We start from the raw sequence: 22,956 nt of genomic DNA, 5'->3' as shown, positions 1-22,956 counted from the left end.
CGTCGTACGGCCCGAGTTTCTTTTGGGAAGTGGTGAACGTTGTGGCTTTTATCAATTACACACAGGAGCGTGAACAATGAATGGTAATAACGAAACGTTGAACTCGAACGCCTATCAGGCCCGGATGAATGTTGCCAGGGAGCAGTTTGCCAGGCGTGAGGACGTCCAGCAGCTTTTCAATTCGCCGCTGGACCCGGAACTGCTCAATCTGTTCATGATCCACTGGTGCGCGATGAGTGCCGCCTTGACCACGCCTATCCCTGAGTACCTGGCGACTGCCGGAGTACGTTGCGAGGCCTTGGGCTTGACTGACCTGGCAGAGTTTTTCAAGGAACACACCGAAGAAGAGGATGGGCATCACGAGTGGGCGGCTGCCGATACTCACAAGTTGGTTAAACTGTGGAACGAGCAGCAGCCAGCGTTGCAACTTGATGCCGAGGAACTGTTGTTTACGAACATGACTGCTTCGGTGCGCAACTATCATCAACTGCACAGGGATGTTGTATCAGGTGATGCTCCCTGGGCGGAATTGGCGATTGATGTCGAAATCGAATTGATCACCACGCAATACGGTCCTCCACTGTTAAAAGCGTGTGCAAGCGCACTGTGTGAAGAGTCGCGTAAAAGCATTTCGTTTCTCGCTGAACACGTGAACTTCGACTTTGGGCACACCGATACCAACTTCCGGGTTGTTGCCGAATTGATTGAAGCCAAACCTGAGTTTACCGCCCATTTGGTCTCGATCGGTGAGCGCGCGCTCGATACGTATGGGGACTTCCTTGGCGAGGCACTGCACTTGGCCAAAAAGTCTTATGGCGTGCTGGAGCGCAATCGGACAGCGGTCGGCGCTTGAGCTGAACAGGTAATAACCAGGACAGGATAGGGATATAAGGAGCGGGTCGGTATGTCGAAAAAAGTTTGTGGTACGTGCTTGCTTACCGATGATGTCGAGGGTGTTGCACTTGATTCGGATGGCATTTGCAACGTATGCCGTATATGGCAGGGCGGCGGCGAGCAACGCCAGGAGCAGCAGCGCATGCATTTCCAGAAAGACCTGGAAGCGACATTGCGTGCAGCAAAGGGCAGTGGCAAACAGTATGACTGCATTGTTTCTTTCAGCGGAGGAAAGGACAGCTGTTACTTGCTGCATCGGCTCGTGGTCGACCATGGCTTGAAGGTGCTGGCTTATACAAGCGATTACGACATACCGCCCAGAACCTGGGAGAACATACGGCGAACGGTCAAGGCCCTGGGGGTTGATCACCATGTGCACAAGCCGTCGCTGACGCTCTACAAACGCTTTATCCGACATTTGTTGATGAATCAGGGACCCAAGGGTGCCGTTCATACCGTGTGTTACTTCTGGCTGGATATTCGCGAGGGCGACTTGCTGCGCTTCGCGTTGGACAAAGACATTCCGCTGATTTTTACCGGCTACTCGCCGGGGCAACCAGACCCTGAGCGGATGCTTTATGAGATGCCGCCGGCACGAATTGCCCGGGACTGGACGCCTCACGAACTGTTCCGCAGCGGCGTGTTCCAGGAGCATGAACTCGCGTTGTTCTGGAACCCCCGGCGTTATGCCGCCGGTGTGACGTTGCCCAGAATCCTGGCGCCGTTCCATGCCTGGGATTACGACCAGGCAAAGGTCACCGCCAAGGTCATCGAACTGGGGTTGGTACAGGACCGGATTCACGCCAATCCGGTGCTCAGCAATTTCACCCTGAACTGGCTGCTGATGTATTCCGATCTGAAAAATCTCGGGCACAACCCTTACAAGCCGGAGTTTTCCAAGCTGGTTCGCGAAGGCAAGGCCAAGCGGCTGCAGTGGCGGATCGTCTTCGCGCTCATGGACTTCATGGTGCGCAAGCAGATCCTGATGGGCCGTCATATCAAAAAGTCGCTGCAAGACCTTGAGCTTCAACTCGACGATCTGAAAATGGCGCCCCCGGCAGCCGTTACGCCGACATCGAGGGGCACTCAAGTGCATTCAGACACAATGGGCAAACCTCGGGATTACGCGTGATCGGCTGTGTTGTGTCCGTTCGCCCACCCCGTCGTGCACAGGGTGAGCGCCTCGAGTGGCCTGGCGTGAGGCACGTCTGCCGCTGGCGGTTTTTTGCCCGGTTTATTGTTTTGTGGGTATTCAAATGAACAACGATTCTGCGCGGGACGCCTTGTTTGACGGGTTCACCGAGTTCGAGTTTTCCCACGCCGACGTCAAGCGTGTGGTGTATCGCCGAGGTGAGGGGCCGGGCGTCATTCTGATGCATGAAGTCCCTGGGCTTCATGAGGGGGTCGTACGTTTGGCAAGGCAACTGGCGAGCGCGGGTTTGAGTGTCTGGATGCCCGTGCTTTTCGGCTCGCCCGGGGTGGCTGTGACACCTGTGTCGGTGGCGGTATGCATGGGAAAAGTCTGCATCTCCAGAGAGTTTCGGGTATTGGCAGGGCGCAAGACCAGCCCGATTACTGACTGGCTGCGTGCACTTGCCCGTCATGCGCATGCTGCTTGTGGTGGGGAAGGGGTCGGGGTCGTCGGGATGTGCCTGACGGGTGGTTTTGGCTTGGCCATGATGGCGGATGCCTCGGTCATTGCCCCTGTCCTGGCAAACCCTTCGCTGCCGTTCGCGTTGTCGGCGGGGCAGGGACGTGCCCTGGGGATTGATGAGCAAACACTCCAGGCGGTCAAGGAGCGCTCGGCTGTCGAGAACATACCGGTACTGGGCTTGCGCTTCACCGGGGACCCGGCGGTTCCGAATGCACGATTCGAACGGTTGCGAGAGGAGTTCGGCAGCCGGTTCGATTCATTTGAAATCGATTCATCGTCGAGCAACGCCCATGGAATCAGCCGCTGGGCGCACTCCGTGCTCGGGGTCAGTTACTGCGACGAAGAGAACCACCCGACCCGGTTGGCAGAACAGCGGGTAATCGAATTCTTGAAACGCCAGCTTGCAAAAGCCTAGGCAAAAGTATCGGTTTTGGGTGTGTCAGTGTTTTGGATATACGGACGTTATTTCAAGTGTAGGCAGGACCGCAGTGAGACGACGTTTGACAGCGTCCGTCAATAAGGGGGCGGGGCCGCTCCCTTCCATGCTGTGGCAAACGGACAGGCTTCAACTACTCGCGCAAGGATGAATCAGATGAATTCGGGAATCATATTCATACAGTTGCTCTTGATACTGTGCGTGGCTCATGCCCTGGGACGGGTAGCGTACTGGTGTGGCCAACCTGCGGTTATCGGCCATCTGCTGGCCGGTGTGATTGCCGGCCCGATGGTATTGGGCCAATACCATCCCGAGCTCCGGACGTATCTGTTTTCCAACGTCGTGGGCCTGATGGCACTCAGCAAAATCGGACTGGTGTTCATCATGTTCGGCCTGGGCCTGGAGGTGGGCAAAAGCGAAAAAGCGACGGGTGCAGTAAACGGTCGCGGTGTCGTCGCCATTGCGGTCGCCGGTTTCCTGGGCGCCGGACTGGCAGGCATGCTGCTGGGCTATTTCACTCACGGCACCTTCGCCGCAGGCACGGACCGAGGGCCATACATGCTGTTCTTTGGAGTGGCGATGGCGGCCACTGCCGTGCCGGTGCTGGCCGCCATCCTCGACGACAGGCGTTTTTTGCACCATCGCCTGGCCCCATTGGTTCTGAACGCCGCGGTGGTCACCGACATTCTTGCCTGGTTTGCCCTGTCGGTGGTGTTGGTTTCACTGTCCAGCGGTGGGCTCAAGGGTATCTTTTTCTCCAGTGTCACCCTCGTGGTACTGGTGATCGTGGCCGAATTCATGATCAGCCGCCGCTATTCGTCAGCCGCGTCTGCAAAGCCAGGGGCTGATTCGACAAAGGTGCTTGTTGCGGCGCTGATCGTTCTGTTTGCCTTCTGCGTCGTCACCGATCTGGCCAACGCGCACGTCACCATCGGAGCCTTTATCGCCGGCCTGGCCTTTCGCAAGCACAGCGTTCTGCGGGAGTTCTGGGAAAAAGGCCCGCACGCTTTAGTGAGCCAGTTCTTTACGCCGTTATTTTTTGGCACCGCGGCTATGAACGTGGCAATCAATGCAGCCGATTGGCCAGAACTGCTGATGTGGGCCGGCGTATTTTTCCTGGTGGGCGGGGCGGGAAAAGTAGGCATGTCTTATCTCTCTGCCAGGGTCACCGGTCTTTCGAAGTCCGACGCCTTGGTGGTCGCAACGCTGATGAATACCAAGGGAGTGATGGAGATCATCTTGTTGACGGTGGGACTGGAGATCGGGGTCATCTCTGCGCAGCTCTACGCCATCCTGATGGTCGTCGCGTTGGTGGCAACCGTTATCACCTTGCCGGTGGTTCGACTGATACCGCTCAGCAAGGCTGCGCCGAGTGCAACGAACATCGTCCTGCGTTCAGCTCACAAAGAATCGAAAAAGCGCCCATTGATGGACAGTGTCTGACCTATTGATCAGCGCACTCACTATCAGGGGGTTGAAGAAGGAGAGGGTGGTACTAACAGCCAATTGGCGATAACCGTGATCAATCTTGTTTCAGAACGCATTAGTCAAGATGGATCTGAAGAGCGAGGGATAAAGGATATGACACTAATAATGCCTTTGTTGAGTGCAGACGTAGACAGTCGATGTGTTGGCGAGGAGCATTTATCGGTACAGCAGTGCACCCTTATGGATGCTCCCGTTATGCCGATGTATGGGCGCATAACGGGCGGGCTTCATGCTGTCGAGAGTATTGCGCGGGTCATTGAATTGACGGAAGAACGACTGATCTTGCGGGCCGATACGTGCCTGGTCGTGGATACCCGGTACGAAGTCAGTATTCAGGATGATGTGGCCGGACGAGAGCTTTCATTTCAGGTCGTCATTACTTATGTCGAACCTGAGCAGACGCCAGGGGAGTGGTTTGTTCTCTGTCAGCCCGCTTGCGGCGGTGCAAGAAATGCCTGGTCACGAGATATCAGAAACCTGTGTCAGCGATTGCGTGTCGATCGGGCGATGGCGCAAGAAAACCGCCAACCGGGTGGTCAACTGGTCAGGTCGCTGGGCCATCACTCCCAGTCGTCCAGCGTCTGCTTCGGCAACGCCAGGGCCGTTGATGATCGAGAGGCTGCCTACCGACTGGTGTATGACGCCTATTTTCGCAAGGGGTTGGCGGAGCCCGCCGATAACGGGTTGTTTACCAACGAATTTCTACTCAACCCGGAGACCGTGACCTTTGTCGGCAAAGTGCTGGGCGAGGTTGCGATGACAGTCACCTCTATTGCCGACTCTGTCGACCAGTTACCCATGGATGCGGTGTTCGAAGATTGCCTGGCACCGTTGCGCAAGGAAGGGCGGCGCCTGGCCGAGTTCGGCATGCTGGCCGTCAACCCGGCATTCTTCGGGGCCATCGCCTACACCGTGCATGACCCAGACAAAATGGTCACGGTGTACTCGTTGTTTCGTATCGCATTGCAACATGCAAAGTTCGCAAAAAACTACACGGACATCGTATTTGCCATTCCGCCCAAGCATCAGGCGCTGTATCGATTCATGGGCGTTAATGCCATTTCAGAAGTTCGCTATTACAGCAAGTACAACACCCCGGCCGTGGCGATGCGGATTGACTTGCTGGCGCTGAATCTACGTCCACACGTTCGAGAGTTTCTCTTTGGTACACCGATTTCAACACTGAATGAAATCGGCCAAACGGAGTGGTCGGCAGACGCACTGGAAAGAATATTCGGGGGCGTCGGCGCAACGACTGCGCCGCTGGAACTTTGAGCTTCACGACAAGCGTCAACATCAGCAAGCCAATAGGGAGATACGTATGGATAGGGTAATAAAAGCGGTTAACGGCAGTTCGGCGTTTGACTTCCCCACGATTGACCTGAGCCACGACCCACAGATTGGCCGTGTGACCAGAATGCAGTATTGGGCCGATTTTTTGCGCCGGTATTACTTTGTCGGGCGCAAGGACCATGGTCCTTATGGAACACCAAAATGCGTCGAACGGACCAAAAGCATCGAGGCACGCGTACTCGCTCAATCCAGGGAATATGGCGACGCGCCAACCTTGCCCGTGCCTGAAGTCTCGATGAAGGATCTGACACCGGAGAACTTCCACAAGATCTATCTGGAGCCCAACACGCCGGTGGTATTTCGCGGGGCCGCAAAGGACTGGGAAGCGGTCAAGAAATGGACCCCGGAATTCTTTGCAGAACATTATGGAGACGTCAAGGTAGCGACTCGGGTACGGGGGACTGAACTCAACGAAAAGGCCCTGCAGTACATCGATCTGCCGTTGTCGGAAGTCGTGGAAAACATCAGGAACGGTGGTTCCTATTACCCGGGGCACACTGAGGACCTTTTCAATAAACACCCGGAACTCAGAAATGAACTGGACCTTGATACTCTGGGCAAGTACCTGAGCACCCGAGACAAACGCATCATGTCCACCCAGCTGTTTCTTTCAGCAGGTGGCGTTATTTCCGGTTGGCACTGCACCGGCGGTCCCAACCTGTTCACGATGGTCAATGGCGTGAAGAAGTGGACGTTCGTTCACCCCAAACACTCCATGTGGATGCACCCCATTACCCGCAAGGATATGTTCTATGCGGCGACCATGTTGGACTGGCGAAAAAGTCACGATGAGATCGAGGCTGACGGCTACCCGTTGTATCGCTACATTCCAAAATACACGACTACGCTGGAGGCGGGCGACGTGCTGTTTTCGCCGCACTGGTGGTGGCATTGCGTTGAAACACCGGTGCCTTCGATCGCCATTGCCTCACGAGCGATCAACAAGTTGGTGATGGGCAACAAGATGTTTTCCCTGATGTGGATTACGTCGCCGCGGTTCCGGCAAACCGTGATGACGGTGCTCAAGGACGGCTGGGGATCGGACAAGGCCACCGGTGCCAAGCTGGCTTTTGAATTCGATACCGAGGAATTCGTCAGGCGCGTATCGCGCTAAGCCGGGCAAATGATGTTTTAGTAGGCCCTGGTGTACCAGGTCCCGGTGGCTTTTTGTCGGCCGGGACCGCTGGGGACATGGAAGGCATCAACCCATTTTCTTAAGGAGCGAAGATGAACACCGTTTTGTATAGCTATGCGCTGTGTGTGCTGGTGTTGTTTGTGAAGATGTTTGCAATCTCCTGTTATCAAGGGGTCTATCGCATTGGTCGCCTGACCTTCAAGAATGCCGAGGATGCCAGGTTTGTCGGTCGTCCTGCCAGTGACCAGGAACTGCCCCAGGTCTCGCGTGCGGCGCAGGCATGGATGAATGACCTGGAGAATATCCCGTTGTTTTTTGCGCTGGGCGCGCTCTATGTCATGGTCGATGCTCCCGCAGAACCCTCCATCTGGTTGTTCTCCGTATTTACCGGTGCCCGCGTGGTGCACACCGTGACTTACCTGGCACGTTGGCAGCCGTGGCGTACGCTCTCTTACGCCGTGGGTATCGCGTGCCTCTTCGGTATGGCCGGGATCATCCTTTCAACACTGGCCGAGCGGACTGTCTAGTCGTCGATCAATTGTGACCAGGCTGCGCTGACAAGTGGGGTGACGTTGTGTACACAGCTTTATTGATTCGCTTTCTGGTGAAGTGGCGCAAAGCCAATGCGTTGGTGGCGATCCTTGCTATTTTCGCCATTTCTCCCGGTGTACTCCAGACGCGCTTCGATGCGTCGGTCGAGTCCTTTCTGCCCCAGGGGGATGTTGAACGTCAACGCTATGACAGTTTCAAGGAGGTCTTCGGTGATGACCGCATGGTGGTGGTTGCCTTGCCGCCTCAGACGGTGTTCAACGCGCAGGTGTTGGCGCAGTTAAAGGCAGCCAGCGAGAACATCGAGCGTTTACCCGATGTCGCACGAGCGACCAGTATTGCGACGGTCAACATCATTTATGGCCAGGACCAGTCGATTGACATATTGCCCGCTGCGGACGCCTTGGAGCAGCCGGCCCTCTATGATCCGCAGCGGATTATCGACAAGCTGCGCAACAACTCGCTGTATCAGCGTGACCTGATTTCTCTGGACGGTCAGGTCGCAGCCATTCTTGTTGAGGCTCGCACAGGCGGTGATAACGCCAGGTTCGAGCGAATCCTGCCCGTCATTCGCGAACAGATGCACGCGGCCGGTTTTTCCCGGTTCTATGTCGCCGGTGAGCCGGTGGTTGAACACCAGGTGACCAGCGATATGTGGTCGGACCTGAAAACGTTCATCCCGCTGACCTCGCTGGTGCTGTTTGTCTTGTTGCTGGTGCTGTTGCGCAACCTTGGCGACGTGTTTGTGGTGCTTGCGATCGTGACGTTATGCACGCTGCTGTTGCTCGGTGCCATGGGGACACTGTCTATTGCGGTGAACGCGGTGACGGTCGGATTACCCTCGGTGCTGATGTGTATCGCGGTCCTCGACTGCCTGCATATCCTCGACACTTACCGTCAGTCCCTGAGCAGCGCAATGACAAAAGTCGAGGCCCTCCAGCGCACCCTGACGGTTAACCTCATACCCTGTTTTCTGACTTCATTCACCACGGCCATCGGCTTTCTGACCCTCGCGATCAGCGAGGTAGCGCCCATCAGAGAATTCGGCGTGATCGCGTCGCTGGCAGCCATTGGCGCTTATGTCATCTCGCTGATGGTGATGCCGAGCCTCCTTGAGTGCATGCCCGTCAGGCGGGCGCGCAAGGCGCCTACTTATCATTATGCAAACTGGGTCAAACGGCTGGAACCGTTTTACCGGTCCCGTCGTCTCTTGCCGGTGCTGACCGCATTGGCGGTGCTGGCGGCAGTGATTCCGATCGGGCGGTTGCATGTGGAAGCCTCGTTCCTGAACTTTATCGACAAGCTGGCCCCGGTCAGGGTGTCGACAGATTTCATCGAACAACAACTGGGCGGCGTTGCCAGTCTGGAAGTCAGCCTGAGAACGGCACAGAAGGGCGGTGTGCTGGAGCCGGCCGCCCTGGAAGAAATTGCCGCCTTGCAAGCGTTCGTCGCGAAGCTCAATGGCGTGGACAAGAGCCTGTCCGTTGTCGACTTCATCAAAGACATTCATCGCGAGATGAACGGTGGCGACGCGCGTTACTACCGTCTGCCGGGTAACCGGGAGGCGGCCGAGCAGTATGTGTTCACCTATTCGCTTGCCGGGCCCGACCACGAGTTGAAAAGTTTCCTGGACTACGACAACCAGACGACCCGCGTTCGCATTCGCCTCCAGCAATTGCCTTATGCTGAAATGCAGCAGGTCATTGAGGCGGTGAAGGGGTATGCCGCCGCGCGTTCCTCAAGTGCTTTCACCTTCAGCCTGACGTCCTATTCGGTGATCCAGGCCGTGATGGTGCAGAAACTGCTCGAAGGCATGTTGTGGGGAATCGGCTTTGCGGTTGTTTCGATGTTCGTGGCATTCGTGATGTTGACCCGTTCATGGCGGATATCGGCCATCGCCGTCGTTGCAAACACATTGCCGTTGGTGGCGGTCTTTGGCTTGATGGGCGCCCTGGGGTTATCGATCAATATCGGTACTTCGATGATCGCCTGCATCATCTTTGGCCTGGTCGTGGACGCCTCGTTGCATTGCTTCTATCACGCCAAGCACTTCGCAGACGGCGCATCGACTGCGCAGCGGGTCAAGGCAATTTTCGAGGATACCGGGGAGGCGTTGTTGACGGGAGGTCTGGTACTTTGCGCAGGCTTCCTGGTGCTGGTCCTGGGTGAGTCCTATTTCACCCGACTGTTTGGCGCTTTTTGTGCCTTGGCAATACTGATCTCGGTGTTCTGCAACGCGGTCGCCATTCCCTACCTGATCTATCACTTTACTGACAGTGAGCGGCCAAGTACCGAGGCCAATCCCGTGTTGGGCACCTGAAAGGCCCGACCACAACGCCATGCCTGGATGAACACCTGTTCAAGGATGAACCAATGATCGATTTGTATACCTATGCGACTCCCAACGGCTGGAAGGCCTCCGTCATGCTGGAAGAACTCGCCGTGCCTTATCAGGTCAGGACGGTTGACCTGATGGCGAGAGAACAGCACACGGAAGCCTTTACGGCGTTGAACCCGAATGGGCGCATCCCCGTCATTGTCGACCGCGATGAGGATGATTTCTGTGTGTTCGAGTCGGGTGCCATCCTGATCTATCTGGCAGAAAAACATGACGTCTTGCTGCCCCGCGACCACAAGCGTCGATCGGTGGTGATGCAGTGGCTCATGTTTCAAATGGGTGGGGTGGGACCGATGATGGGGCAGGCCAACGTGTTCCATCGTTACTTTGCGGAAAAAATCCCCAGCGTCATTAGCCGTTATCAGAATGAAGCCAAACGCTTGTTAACGGTCCTCGACCGGCGACTGGCGACGCAAGAGTATCTGGCTGGCGATTACAGCATTGCCGACATCGCCAACTGGTGCTGGGCGAGGAGCCATGAGTGGTCGGGTGTCGAGATCCTTGACCTGCCTCATTTGCAACGGTGGCTGGCGGCAATCGAGCAGCGACCTGCCGCACAGCGCGGGGTCCGGGTTCCTTTCGATATCAGTGACGTCTTTGGCGCTGGCCGCCAGTCGGCATCTGCCGAAACGTATGCTCGCGCCGGTCAGACACTGTTTGTCCCCTGAGGCCCGCAAACGATCTCCTGGCCGATGCCGGGAGTTGCGGGCCATACCAGAACATCAAAATAACAAGGCTGGTTCTGCTCACTTGCAAGCACGTCGAGTGGCTAGCCAATCAGAACGTCAACCAACCCGTGTGTGGTGCCAGATGTCCCAGCAATCAGTTTTGTTAAACAGGGCAGGTCGCCCGAAGGATCAAGCCAAACGTAAAGCTGTTCTCGAAGCGGCGAAGTGTCTTTTTTTGCGAAAGGGGTATGAGGGCAGCAGCATGGATGCCATTGCCGCGGAGGCCGGGGTTTCCAAGCTGACTATCTATAATCACTTCAGCGACAAGGCAACGCTGTTCTCCGAGGCGATCACGGCCAAATGTGATGAGCAATTGCCTGAGCGACTGTTCGAGTTTTGCCCAAAGGCCAGTGTCGAGAGCGTGCTGCTCATGATCGGGCGCAATTACTATGAACTGATCAGCAGTCAGGAAGCGGTAGAACTGCAACGCATTGTGGTGGCAATGGCCAATCAGGAACCCAGGCTCGCCCGGATGTTCTACGAGGCGGGAGCGCAACACATGGTGCGCGAGATGAGCAAATTGTTGATCCAGGCGACGCATGCAGACCGGCTTCGAGTCGAAAATCCCGGAAAAGCGGCTGAGCGTTTTTTCTGTCTGCTCAAAGGAGACGACTATTTCCGCGTGCTGATCGGTATTTGCCCACCGCTTGTGGGGGAGGAGGCTGAACAGCATGTTCGCGAAGTGGTGGGGTTGTTCATGAATCTCTACCGTTGTAGCTGATCAGAGGATTCTTCGTCGCGGCATCTTGCGCACTGCTCAGTCGAGTGACCAGCACGCCGGGCCGGGCCGGTTCTTTTGATCCGAAGCCATGAACATGACAGTCGATCGGCGAATCGCTGGCAACTGGCTTGTTCGAGCGTACTGTTACCAGGCGTATAACGGTTTGGAGATCGGAATTCATTCGCGAGGTGCTTCATGACTGACGAATCGCGCCATGTGCTGCTGGTCCTGAATGCAGGGTCTTCGGGCATCAAGTTTTCGTTTTACCAGGCCAATGGTGATCCCGGACTCGAACCGAAATGCCTGGGCAATGGCAGCTTCACTGTGCATCACGACACCGAGCACCTGATCTTCCGAGCCACGGGCGTCCCAACCCAAAGGGAAGAACAATGGCCGCGTAACGATGCCTCGCCGCCCAGCGTTACGTTGTTCAATCTGATGGACTGGATCGAGCGCCATTACGGCTGGCAAATCTGTGCGGCGGCCCACCGAGTGGTTCACGGGGGCGACCGTATCGATGTCGCGCAGCGGGTCGACGATTCGGTAATGGCTCAGATGCAAGCGCTGATACCGATGGCCCCCCTTCATCAGGCCCCGTGCCTGGCGCCGATCATCTATCTGGCGCGTGAGCATCCGGGTCTGCCGCAGTTTGCGTGTTTCGATACTGCGTTCCACCACACCCTCGACACGCTGGAAGTGACCTATGGATTGCCCAGGGCGCTGACCGAACAAGGTCTGCGCCGCTATGGCTTTCACGGCCTGTCCTACGAGTACATCGCCAGTGTTCTGCCCCGATACGATAAACGGGCGGCAGAGGGCAAAACCATCGTCGCCCATCTGGGTAGCGGTGCCAGTCTGTGCGCAATGCACAACGGCGTCAGTCGCGCGACGAGCATGGGCTTTTCTACACTCGATGGCGTACTCATGGGCACACGGCCCGGCCATCTTGACCCCGGCCTCTTGCTTTACTTGATGGGTGAGCGCGGCATGAGCGTGCAGGCCCTGGAGCATCTGCTGTATCACGAGTGCGGGCTATTGGGTGTTTCGGGTGGCCTCTCCAGCGACATGCATGAGTTGCAGGCCAGCGCGACACCTGAAGCCCAGGAAGCCGTTGCCTTGTTCGTACGCAGCGTCGTGCGATTGATTGGATCGTACGCGGCGGTATTGGGCGGGGTGGATGCGCTGGTGTTTACGGGCGGCATCGGCGAACACGCGGCCCAGGTACGCAGCGCCATTCTCGACGGTTGCCAATGGTTGGGCGTGCGGCGCAGCGACAACGAGACCGGCGAATCGTCCGGCCGCCTGTCAACGCCTGGTAGCCCGGTGTCAGCCTGGGTCATACCGACGGACGAAAACCTGAACATGGCTCGACATGCCTTGCGACTGCTGCACAACGTTGACTGAAACCGTGGGTACGTGGGGTGGCATACACCCCTCGAAGCCTTTCTCAAGACAGCAAAGGAGCGTCGCGTAAACCATGCCCGAACTTCAAACTCCGTCCAACGGCCCGGCCGACGTGGTCTTCCTGCTGGACGTCGACAACACACTGCTGGACGGCGACCGCACCGTCGCGGATTACCACGAGCACCTGAAGCACGAACTGGGTGACGTCCCGGCCCGGCATTACTGGACAATCTTCGACCGGTTGCGCAAGGAGCTCGACTATGTCGACTACCTGGGCGCCTTGCAGCACTACCGGCTTGAGATCGAACAGGGCAGTGCCGACGAACAGCGGCTGTTGACCCTGTCTTCCTTCTTCATCGACTACCCGTTTGCTGATCGACTCTATGCCGGTGCACTGGACGTCATCACCCATCTGGACCACTACGGCCCGACCGTGATCCTGTCCGATGGCGACGTCGTGTTGCAGCCGCGCAAGCTACAGCGCTCGGGACTGTGGCGTGCCGTGCAGGGGCGTGCGCTGATCTATGTGCACAAGGAAAAGATGCTGCACGCCGTGGAGCGCCATTATCCCGCTCGCCACTACGTGATGGTCGACGACAAGCTGGGGGTACTGACGGCCATGAAGTCGATCTGGCAGGAGCGGTTGACCACTGTCTTTGTGCGCCAGGGACATTACGCGCTGGACCCAGCGATTATCGCCGCCCAACCGGCCGCCGACTTCACGATCGAGTGCATCGGCGATCTGGCCACGCTCGATCTCGCTCAGCTGTTTTCGCCCGTCATGGAGTGATGACGGGATTTGCCGGCCCCTCCATCGCGGCCGAATAATCCCCTAGCCGCGCAGCGCGGTTGCAGGCGGCGCGGTGCAGCAGCGCGTGCTGGGCCTGGGCCACGTTGCCGGGCTCGCCACGCCATATCTCGAGCGCCGGCTGCTGGATCGCGCGCGAGTAGGAAAACGTCAACGGCCAGGGCAGTCGCGTCTTGAAGCGCCGGTTCATTGCGCTCAGCCGTGCAGACGCCAGCTCGGCGCTCTGACCGCCTGACAGGAACGCGACACCCGCCACCGCGGCAGGCACGGCGCGCAGCAGGCCCGTCACGGTGGCGTCGGCCACCTCGTCGACGCTGTCCTGATGGCTGCAGCTCAGGCCCGGCAGCAGCATATTGGGCTTCAACACCATGCCTTCCAGCAACACGCCCTGGACATGCAATTGCTCGAACACCTCGTGCAGCAACTGCGCGCTGACGTCGGCGCAACGCTGCAGCGTATGGTCGCCCGTCATCAGCACTTCAGGTTCGACCATCGGCACAATCCCGGCCTCCTGGCAAAGGGCCGCGTAGCGCGCCAGTGCATGGGCGTTGGCCGCGATGCACGCGGCGCCGGGAATCCCGTCACCGATCGAGATCACGGCGCGCCACTTGGCAAAGCGCGCACCGAGGGCGGCATAGGCCTGCAACCGTTCGCGCAAACCGTCCAGCCCTTCGGTGACCTTCTCGCCTTTGTGGCCGGCCAGTGCCTTCGCCCCCGCGTCGACCTTGATTCCAACCACGATGCCGGCGTCGCTCAGCATTTTCACAAACGGCACACCATCGGCACTGCGCTGGTGGATTGTCTCGTCGTAGAGGATGGCGCCGCTGATGTTGTCGGCCAGGCCCGGTGTGGTGATGATCAGCTCACGCCACGCGCGCCGCGCCGCTTCGGTCTGCGCAATGCCGAGCGCCGCGAAGCGTTCGTCGCAGGTCGGAGTGCTTTCGTCCATCGCGATCAGACCCTTGCCGGCTGCCATCATCCGCTGTGCCGTGTCGACCAGTTGTTGAGTGTTCATGCGCGCGCCTCCCATTTCCAGTTGCGAATTTCAGGCAGATCTTCGCCGTGTTCGTCGATGTAGAGCGTGTGCTCGACCAGCTTGTCCCGAACCATTTGCTTCAGATAGTCGCCCCTGCTGCCCAGATGAGGCAGCCGGTTGACGACCGCCTGTACCAGATGAAAACGGTCCAGTTCGTTTTGTACCCGTATGTCGAAAGCCGTGGTAATCGTCCCTTCTTCCTTGTAGCCGCGCACATGCAAGTTGCGGTTGAATCGACGATAAGTCAGCCGGTGCACCAGACAAGGGTAGCCATGGAAACCGAAGATGATGTGCTTGTCCCTGGTAAACAGCGAGTCGTAGTCCGCATCGCTCAGCCCATGGGGATGCTCGCTGGCGGACTGCAGCTTCATCAGGTCGACGACGTTGATCACCCGGATCTTCAGGTCAGGCAAATGCTCGCGCAGGATGGACACGGCTGCCAGGATCTCCAGGGTCGGCGTGTCGCCGCAGCAGGCCATCACGACGTCCGGCTCGCTGTCCTGGTCGTTGCTGGCCCACTGCCAGATTCCCACGCCCTGAGTGCAGTGCACGACCGCCTCATCCATGGTCAACCATTGCGGCAATGCATGTTTGCCGGCGACGACGACGTTGACGTAATTTCGGCTGCGCAGGCAGTGATCGAAGGTCGACAGCAGGCAGTTCGCATCGGGCGGCAGGTAGACGCGAACGATGTCGGCCTTCTTGTTGATCACATGGTCGAGGAAACCCGGGTCCTGGTGGGTGAAACCATTATGGTCCTGCTGCCAGACGTGCGAGGCGAGGAGATAGTTCAGCGAGGCGATCGGCCGGCGCCACGCCAGCTCCTTGGTGACCTTGAGCCACTTGGCATGCTGGCTGAACATCGAATCGACGATGCGCACGAAGGCCTCGTAGCTGTTGAACACCCCGTGTCGACCGGTCAGCAGGTAGCCCTCCAGCCAGCCCTCACACTGGTGCTCGCTGAGCATCGAATCGAGGACCCGGCCAGTCGGGGCGAGAAACTCGTCGTTCGCAACGGTCGCCGCATCCCATTGGCGGTCGGTGGCCTCGAAGACCGCGCCGAGCAGGTTCGACACTGTCTCATCCGGACCGAAGAGGCGAAAGTTGCTCTTGTTCAGCTCGATGATGTCCTTGAAAAACTCACCGAGCACCACGGTGTCCTGGGCGAAGACGGCGCCGGGGGAGGGGACGTGAACCGCATGCAGACGGAAGTCGGGCATGTGCAGATCGCGTAGCAAGAGGCCGCCGTTGGCGTTTGGGTTGGCGCCCATGCGTCGCAGGCCTTTGGGTGCCATTTCGGCCAGTTGCTCGATCAATCGTCCGTTGGCGTCGAACAGCTCCTCTGCCTTGTAGCTCTTCATCCAGCTTTCAAGCTGCGCCAGGTGTTCGGGGTGTTTGGCATCGACCAGCAGCGGCACCTGATGCGACCGGAAAGTGCCCTCGACGGGCAGCCCGTCGACGATTTTCGGCCCGGTCCAGCCCTTGGGCGATCTGAGGACGATCATCGGCCAGCGCGGCCGAGTGGCCGTGTCGGTGGCACGGGCACACGTCTGCAAGTGTCGTATTTGTGCGATGGCCTTGTCTGTCACGGTGGCCATCAGTTCGTGCATCGTCGCCGGATCGTCGCCTTCGACAAAGTAGGGCGTCCAGCCGCAGCCGCGAAGGTACTGCTCCAGTTCGTCATGATCGATACGCGCGAGTACCGTCGGGTTGCTGATCTTGTAGCCATTGAGATGCAGGATCGGCAGCACCGCACCATCGGTTACCGGGTCGAGAAACTTGTTGGAATGCCACGCCGTGGCCAACGGGCCGGTCTCGGCCTCGCCGTCGCCGATCACACAGGCGACGATCAGTTGCGGGTTGTCGAAGGCGGCGCCGAAGGCATGGCTGAGTGAGTAGCCGAGCTCACCGCCCTCGTGGATCGACCCCGGCGTCGTTGGCGCGACATGACTGGAAATGCCGCCCGGAAACGAGAACTGCTTGAACAGCTTTTTCAGCCCGGCTTCATCCTGGCCAACGTTCGGATAGACCTCGCTCCAGGTGCCTTCGAGATAGACGTTACCGACGATTGCCGGTCCGCCATGACCGGGGCCGGCAATGTAGATCATGTCCAGATCATGGTTCTTGATCACCCGATTCAGATGGACGTAAATGAAGTTCTGTCCGGGTGTCGTCCCCCAGTGACTGACGACGAGCGGCTTGACGTGTGCCATTGTCAGTGGCTCGCGCAGCAGCGGGTTGTCGTACAGGTAGATTTGCCCGACCGACAGGTAATTGGCGGCTCGCCAGTAAGCGTTCATCCGCCACAATTCTTCTGCGTCCAACGTGGGAACACCGGCTGCAGGATGCTCTGCGACTTCGCGGTCTTCAGTCGACGTGAGTGCGTCGTTCATCGTCTCTGTTCCTTTGGTGAATTGGGAGGAGGGGAAGACTTCACCGGGGCCGCGCGGCAAATCGTAAGGAAATCCGCAGCTGTCAGGCTGGCTCCGCCGACGAGGACACCGCCGACTTGCGGCAGCGCCAGGATTGAGTGGGCATTGGATGCCGTGACTGACCCGCCATACAGGATGCGCAGCTGGTTGCCTTCAGCCCCCAGACGCTTGATCAGGCACGCCCTGATGTGCGCATGCATTTCGGTGATCTGCACGGCGCTGGGTATCTGGCCGGACCCGATGGCCCAGAGTGGCTCATAGCCGATCACGGTGTCGGCCGCCGCCATACCTTCGGGCACACTCCCGGCGATCTGATCACCGCAGACGGACAAGGCATTGCCAGCAAGCCGCTGCGCGTTGGTCTCACCGACGCAGATGATCGCCAGCAGACCGGCGCGGCGCGCTGCATTGGCCTTCGCCGCCACGATCGCGTCGGTCTCGCCGTGATGCTGGCGCCGCTCCGAATGCCCGACGATGACGGCGCGTGCGCCCGCATCCCTGAGCATCTCGGCGCTGAGGTCGCCTGTGAACGGACCGGAGATCTCGGCACTGCAATCCTCGCCGCCGATCGCGATGCGTCCAGCCGCCGCCTGCACCGCACGCGTGATCAGCGTTGCGGGCAGGCAGATCAGAACGTCGGCCAAGGGCAGCGTTGCCTTCACCGAAGCCGCCACCGCTTCGATCTCACCGAGCTGGGCCGCCATGCCGTTCATCTTCCAGTTGCCGGCGATCAGCGGTCGCATGTGCTTCATTAATGAAGCGGGATCGGCGTTTGGACCATGAATACCTTCTGCTGGGTCAGGCATCACCATGGAAATGAACCTCGGCCCAACTATCAGCGCTCCAACAGACGTAGTGCATCGTCGCTCTCCTGTGCCATTTCCCGGCTCCGGGCAACCATGACCTTGGCCCGACGGAACTGCGTGCGCTAGCGAACAGACACATGGATCGTGCATCCGTACAGTGCCTGAGATCATAGTCGGGAATCGTCGCACGAGACTTAACCGCGGGAGCATCAGGAGGCATATCTGCCTGATCGGCCTGGGTCCAAAGGGGATCAGCGCGGTTACCGTCGGTCTGTTAGCCTCGCTGGCGCGCGACTGCGATCTGCCTGAGCGGTCATAGCCGGGGGGCAGGGGAGCACTGCCATCGAGCGAGTGATCCGATCATTTTTGAACGGCTCGCCTCTTTCAAAATCGGCAGTGGATGAAGTCAGTCCAACAATACATGGCTACTTCAGGCCATCCTTGGCGGCGGACTGATCAGGCGCAAGAAAACGTACACAAAACCTTCTTTTATACCCAATGTCTTTGCGTTTGAGAATGTTAATTCGGAAAAGGAATTTGCGTCGTTTTTCCCGCAGGCTAGAGTCTAATCCCACAAGCACATTGATGTGCCTCTTGCACGGACTGGCGGCCCCCTCGTCACAGGCAGTCCGCCTTGAAACAAGGAAGTGTCATGAACAAGCCGATCAAGAATATCGTCATCGTGGGCGGCGGCACTGCGGGCTGGATGGCCGCCTCGTACCTCGTCCGGGCGCTCCAACAGCAGGCGAACATTACGCTCATCGAGTCTGCGGCGATCCCCCGGATCGGCGTGGGTGAGGCGACCATCCCGAGTTTGCAGAAGGTGTTCTTCGACTTCCTCGGGATACCGGAGCGGGAGTGGATGCCCCAAGTGAACGGCGCGTTCAAGGCCGCGATCAAGTTCGTGAATTGGAGAAAGTCTCCCGACCACTCGCGCGACGATCATTTCTACCATTTGTTCGGCAATGTGCCGAACTGCGACGGCGTCCCACTTACCCACTACTGGCTGCGCAAGCGCGAACAGGGCTTCCAGCAGCCGATGGAGTACGCGTGCTACCCGCAGGCCGGGGCGCTCGACGCTAAGCTGGCACCGTGCCTGCCCGACGGCACCCGCCAGATGTCCCACGCGTGGCACTTCGACGCGCACCTGGTGGCCGACTTCTTGAAGCGCTGGGCCGTCGAACGCGGGGTGAACCGCGTGGTCGACGAGGTCGTGGACGTTCACCTGAACGAGCGCGGCTACATCTCCAGCCTGCTCACCAAGGAGGGACGGACGCTGGAGGCGGACCTGTTCATCGACTGCTCCGGCATGCGGGGGCTCCTGATCAATCAGGCCCTGAAGGAGCCCTTCATCGACATGTCCGACTACCTGCTGTGCGACAGCGCGGTCGCCAGCGCCGTGCCCAACGACGACGCGCGCGAGGGGATCGAGCCGTACACCTCCGCGATCGCCATGAACTCGGGTTGGACCTGGAAGATTCCGTTGCTGGGCCGGTTCGGTAGCGGCTACGTCTTCTCGAGCAAGTTCACCTCGCGTGACCAGGCTACCGCCGACTTCCTCAACCTCTGGGGCCTCTCGGACAATCAGCCGCTCAACCAGATCAAGTTCCGGGTCGGGCGCAACAAGCGGGCGTGGGTCAACAACTGCGTCTCGATCGGGCTGTCGTCGTGCTTTCTGGAGCCTCTGGAATCGACGGGGATCTACTTCATCTACGCGGCGCTTTACCAGCTCGTGAAGCACTTCCCCGACACCTCGTTCGACCCGCGGTTGAGCGACGCATTCAACGCCGAGATCGTCTACATGTTCGACGACTGCCGAGATTTCGTCCAGGCGCACTATTTCACCTCATCGCGCGAAGACACACCGTTCTGGCTCGCGAACCGGCACGACCTGCGGCTCTCGGATGCCATCAAAGAGAAGGTTGAGCGCTACAAGGCGGGGCTGCCGCTGACCACCACGTCGTTCGACGATTCCACGTACTACGAAACCTTCGACTACGAATTCAAGAACTTCTGGTTGAACGGCAACTACTACTGCATCTTTGCCGGCTTGGGCATGCTGCCCGACCGGTCGCTGCCGCTCCTGCAGCACCGACCGGAGTCGATCGAGAAGGCCGAGGCGATGTTCGCCAGCATTCGGCGCGAGACCGAGCGTCTGCGCACGAGCCTGCCGACGAACTACGACTACCTGCGGTCGCTGCGTGACGGCGACGCGGGGCTGTCTCGCAACCAGCACGGGCCGACGCTCGCGGCGCGGGAAATCCGGTAGTGGAACGCACCTTGGACCGGGTAGGTGCATTCGCGGCCACGCACGCTGCCGTGGCGGCCTGCGACCCGCTGCAGGCGCGCTCGCTCGTTCTGCAACTGCCGGGCCTGAACCGTAACAAGGACGTGCCTGGCATTGTCGGCCTGCTGTGCGAGTTCCTCCCGGTGCGCGGCGTGCCCTCCGGCTGGGGCTTCGTCGAAGCCGCCGCCGCGATGCGGGACATCGGGTTCTTCCTGGGGTCGCTCAAGCGGCACGGACACGAGCCAGCGGACGTGGTGCCCGGGCTCGAGCCGGTACTGCTCCAACTGGCGCGCGCGACCGACCTGCCGCCGCGCGAGACACTCTTGCATGTGACGGTCTGGAACCCCGCGACCGCCGATGCGCAGCGCAGCTACACCGGACTGCCCGACGAAGCGCACTTGCTCGAGAGCGTGCGCATCTCGATGGCGGCCCTCGAAGCGGCCATCGCAGTGACCGTCGAGCTGTCCGACGTGCCCCTGCGGTCGCCTGCGTTCGTGCAAGGGTGCGACGAGCTGACAGCCTATCTGCAGAAAATGGTTGAATCGGTCGTTTACGCCTACCGCTTCATCTCGATGCAGGTCTTCTACGACGAGCTGCGCCCCTTCTACGAACCGATTCGAATCGCAGGCCACAGCTACCTCGGCCCCGGTGCCGTGGAAATGCCGCTGTTCGTGCTGGAGCACGTGCTGTGGGGCTCGCAATCGGACCACCAAGCTTATCGAGAATTCAAAGAGACGTACCTGCCCTACGTGCTTCCCGCGTACAGGGCGGTCTACGCTCGGTTCACTGGGGGGCCGGCGCTCGTCGACCGCGCGCTCGGCGAGGCGCTTGCGCTCGGGGCGCGGGGCGAGCCCGTCCGGGCTGGGCTGGCAGCCCTCGAGCGGGTCATCAAGGTCCTGCTGCGCTTTCGGGCGCCTCACCTTAAATTGGCGGAGCGGGCGTACGAAGTCGGGCGAAGCGGCCCTGCAATCGGCAGCGGGGGGTACGCGCCCAGCATGCTCGGCGATCTACTCACGCTCACGTGTGCCGCGCGGTCCCGCATCCGCGCCGCGCTCGACGAATCCTGACGCGCACGGCCAGGTGTTATCTCACAAGGAGAGTTTGCCCCCATGACTCAGAAGAGCCCCGCGAACGGGCGCGATAGCAACCATTTCGACGTGATCATCCTCGGCTCGGGCATGTCCGGCACCCAGATGGGGGCCATCCTGGCCAAAAAAACAGTTTCGCGTGCTGATCATCGAGGAGTCGTCGCACCCGCGGTTCACGATCGGCGAATCGTCGATTCCCGAGACGTCTCTTATGAACCGCATCATCGCTGATCGCTACGACATTCCGGAGCTCGACCACATCACGTCGTTCTACTCGACGCAACGTTACGTCTCGTCGAGCACGGGCATCAAGCGCAACTTCGGCTTCGTGTTCCACAAACCTGGCCAGGAGCACGACCCGAAGGAGTTCACGCAGTGCGTCATTCCCGAGCTGCCGTGGGGGCCGGAGAGCCATTATTACCGGCAAGACGTCGACGCCTACTTGTTGCAAGCCGCCATTAAATACGGCTGCAAGGTCCGCCAGAAGACTAGCGTGACCGAATACCACGCCGATAAAGACGGCGTCGCGGTGACCACCGCCCAGGGTGAACGGTTCACCGGCCGGTACATGATCGACTGCGGAGGACCCCGCGCGCCGCTCGCGACCAAGTTCAAGCTGCGCGAAGAACCGTGTCGCTTCAAGACGCACTCGCGCAGCCTCTACACACACATGCTCGGGGTCAAGCCATTCGACGACATCTTCAAGGTCAAGGGGCAGCGCTGGCGCTGGCACGAGGGGACCCTGCACCACATGTTCGAGGGCGGCTGGCTCTGGGTGATTCCGTTCAACAACCACCCGCGGTCGACCAACAACCTGGTGAGCGTCGGCCTGCAGCTCGACCCGCGTGTCTACCCGAAAACGGACATCAGCGCGCAGCAGGAATTCGACGAGTTCCTCGCGCGGTTCCCGAGCATCGGCGCGCAGTTCCGGGACGCCGTGCCGGTGCGCGACTGGGTCAAGACCGACCGCCTGCAATTCTCGTCGAGCGCCTGCGTCGGCGACCGCTACTGCCTGATGCTGCATGCGAACGGGTTCATCGACCCGCTCTTCTCGCGGGGGCTCGAGAACACCGCGGTGACCATCCACGCGCTCGCGGCGCGCCTCATCAAGGCGCTGCACGACGACGACTTCTCCCCCGAGCGCTTCGAGTACATCGAGCGCCTGCAGCAAAAGCTTTTGGACCACAACGACGACTTCGTCAGCTGCTGCTACACGGCGTTCTCGAACTTCCGTCTATGGGACGCGTTCCACAGGCTGTGGGCGGTCGGCACGATCCTCGGGCAGTTCCGGCTCGTGCAAGCCCACGCAAGGTTCCGCGCGTCGCGCGACGAGGGTGATCTCGATCACCTCGACAACAACCCCCCGTACCTCGGGTACCTGTGCGCGGACATGGAGCAGTACTACCAGTTGTTCAACGACGCCAAAGTCGAGGTCGAGGCCGTGAGCGCCGGGCGCAAGCCGGCCGAGGAGGCCGCGGCGCGGATTCACGCCCTCATCGACGAACGAGAGTTTGCCAAGCCGATGCTCGGCTTCGGGTACTGCATCACCGGGGACAAGCCGCAGCTCAACAACTCGAAGTACAGCCTGGTGCCGGCGATGAAGCTGATGTACTGGACGCAAACCAGCGCGCCGGCAGAGGTGAAAAAGTACTTCGACTACAACCCGATGTTCGCGCTGCTCAAGGCGTACATCACGACCCGCATCGGCTTGGCGCTTAAGCTTAAGAAGTAGCCGCCCG

General features: G+C 59.4%; 17 protein-coding genes and 1 pseudogene. 15 read left to right on the top strand and 3 right to left on the bottom strand.

Annotation, left to right across the window (positions count from 1 at the left end; genetic code table 11):
* The first annotated feature begins 76 nt into the window (after positions 1-76).
* From POF45_RS02035 to POF45_RS01980, 12 genes are all read left to right on the top strand, one after another.
* Positions 77-853, top strand: coding sequence for a hypothetical protein (locus POF45_RS02035; protein ID WP_282314921.1), 777 nt, complete (start codon positions 77-79; stop codon positions 851-853).
* Positions 854-904: 51 nt separating this feature from the next.
* Positions 905-2,026: an adenine nucleotide alpha hydrolase family protein gene (locus tag POF45_RS02030; protein ID WP_282314920.1), complete on the top strand. Its 1,122-nt coding sequence runs from the start codon at positions 905-907 to the stop codon at positions 2,024-2,026.
* 55 nt (positions 2,027-2,081) lie between these two features.
* Complete coding sequence (locus tag POF45_RS02025) at positions 2,082-2,963, top strand: dienelactone hydrolase family protein (protein ID WP_282314919.1); 882 nt, start codon at positions 2,082-2,084, stop codon at positions 2,961-2,963.
* 177 nt (positions 2,964-3,140) lie between these two features.
* Positions 3,141-4,427, top strand: coding sequence for a cation:proton antiporter (locus tag POF45_RS02020; protein ID WP_282314918.1), 1,287 nt, complete (start codon positions 3,141-3,143; stop codon positions 4,425-4,427).
* Between the two features lie 75 nt (positions 4,428-4,502).
* Positions 4,503-5,747 carry an N-acyl amino acid synthase FeeM domain-containing protein gene (locus tag POF45_RS02015; protein WP_259503024.1) on the top strand — a complete coding sequence of 415 codons (1,245 nt, stop codon included), beginning with the start codon at positions 4,503-4,505 and terminating at the stop codon, positions 5,745-5,747.
* The gene (locus POF45_RS02010; RefSeq protein WP_282314916.1) at positions 5,659-6,939 is read left to right on the top strand and encodes a cupin-like domain-containing protein; all 1,281 of its coding nucleotides are present in this window, start codon (positions 5,659-5,661) and stop codon (positions 6,937-6,939) included. The genes POF45_RS02015 and POF45_RS02010 overlap by 89 nt, the downstream gene beginning before the upstream one ends.
* Positions 6,940-7,052: 113 nt before the next feature.
* Positions 7,053-7,487 carry an MAPEG family protein gene (locus POF45_RS02005; protein WP_259503026.1) on the top strand — a complete coding sequence of 145 codons (435 nt, stop codon included), beginning with the start codon at positions 7,053-7,055 and terminating at the stop codon, positions 7,485-7,487.
* Between the two features lie 77 nt (positions 7,488-7,564).
* Positions 7,565-9,829 carry an efflux RND transporter permease subunit gene (locus POF45_RS02000; protein ID WP_282314915.1) on the top strand — a complete coding sequence of 755 codons (2,265 nt, stop codon included), beginning with the start codon at positions 7,565-7,567 and terminating at the stop codon, positions 9,827-9,829.
* Positions 9,830-9,882: 53 nt separating this feature from the next.
* On the top strand, positions 9,883-10,575 hold the full coding sequence (locus POF45_RS01995; RefSeq protein WP_259503028.1) for a glutathione S-transferase family protein: 693 nt from the start codon (positions 9,883-9,885) through the stop codon (positions 10,573-10,575).
* Positions 10,576-10,717: 142 nt separating this feature from the next.
* Positions 10,718-11,356 carry a TetR/AcrR family transcriptional regulator gene (locus POF45_RS01990; protein ID WP_259503029.1) on the top strand — a complete coding sequence of 213 codons (639 nt, stop codon included), beginning with the start codon at positions 10,718-10,720 and terminating at the stop codon, positions 11,354-11,356.
* Between the two features lie 195 nt (positions 11,357-11,551).
* The gene (locus POF45_RS01985; RefSeq protein ID WP_259503030.1) at positions 11,552-12,760 is read left to right on the top strand and encodes an acetate/propionate family kinase; all 1,209 of its coding nucleotides are present in this window, start codon (positions 11,552-11,554) and stop codon (positions 12,758-12,760) included.
* A 73-nt stretch (positions 12,761-12,833) separates the two neighbouring features.
* A complete protein-coding gene (locus POF45_RS01980; RefSeq protein WP_259503031.1) occupies positions 12,834-13,550 on the top strand; it encodes an HAD family hydrolase in 717 nt (238 codons plus the stop codon).
* On the opposite strand, the gene POF45_RS01975 is transcribed toward POF45_RS01980, so the two are convergent.
* Genes POF45_RS01975 through tpiA form a run of 3 tightly spaced genes read right to left on the bottom strand, consistent with a single transcriptional unit; the run spans position 13,540 to position 17,848 of the window.
* Positions 13,540-14,583, bottom strand: coding sequence for a class I fructose-bisphosphate aldolase (locus POF45_RS01975; RefSeq protein WP_282314914.1), 1,044 nt, complete (start codon positions 14,581-14,583; stop codon positions 13,540-13,542). The two genes, POF45_RS01980 and POF45_RS01975, sit on opposite strands and share 11 nt — an antisense overlap.
* Positions 14,580-16,997 carry a phosphoketolase family protein gene (locus POF45_RS01970; protein ID WP_282314913.1) on the bottom strand — a complete coding sequence of 806 codons (2,418 nt, stop codon included), beginning with the start codon at positions 16,995-16,997 and terminating at the stop codon, positions 14,580-14,582. The genes POF45_RS01975 and POF45_RS01970 overlap by 4 nt, the downstream gene beginning before the upstream one ends.
* Positions 16,994-17,848: a triose-phosphate isomerase gene (gene tpiA / locus POF45_RS01965; RefSeq protein WP_282314912.1), complete on the bottom strand. Its 855-nt coding sequence runs from the start codon at positions 17,846-17,848 to the stop codon at positions 16,994-16,996. The genes POF45_RS01970 and tpiA overlap by 4 nt, the downstream gene beginning before the upstream one ends.
* A 646-nt stretch (positions 17,849-18,494) precedes the next feature.
* On the opposite strand from tpiA, the gene prnA reads away from it, so the two are divergent.
* From prnA to prnC, 3 genes and pseudogenes are all read left to right on the top strand, one after another.
* A complete protein-coding gene (prnA, locus tag POF45_RS01960; protein WP_282314911.1) occupies positions 18,495-20,111 on the top strand; it encodes a tryptophan 7-halogenase PrnA in 1,617 nt (538 codons plus the stop codon).
* Positions 20,111-21,196 carry a monodechloroaminopyrrolnitrin synthase PrnB gene (gene prnB, locus POF45_RS01955; protein WP_282314910.1) on the top strand — a complete coding sequence of 362 codons (1,086 nt, stop codon included), beginning with the start codon at positions 20,111-20,113 and terminating at the stop codon, positions 21,194-21,196. The genes prnA and prnB overlap by 1 nt, the downstream gene beginning before the upstream one ends.
* Positions 21,197-21,238: 42 nt before the next feature.
* Positions 21,239-22,949 (top strand): annotated as a pseudogene (prnC, locus tag POF45_RS01945) (monodechloroaminopyrrolnitrin halogenase PrnC).
* Positions 22,950-22,956 lie beyond the last annotated feature (7 nt).

This window comes from Pseudomonas fungipugnans (assembly GCF_029955235.1).
GTDB classification, from domain to species: Bacteria; Pseudomonadota; Gammaproteobacteria; order Pseudomonadales; family Pseudomonadaceae; genus Aquipseudomonas; species Aquipseudomonas fungipugnans.
The sequence above is the reverse complement of the archived record's forward strand: the minus strand, read 5'-3'. Positions and strand labels throughout refer to the sequence as shown.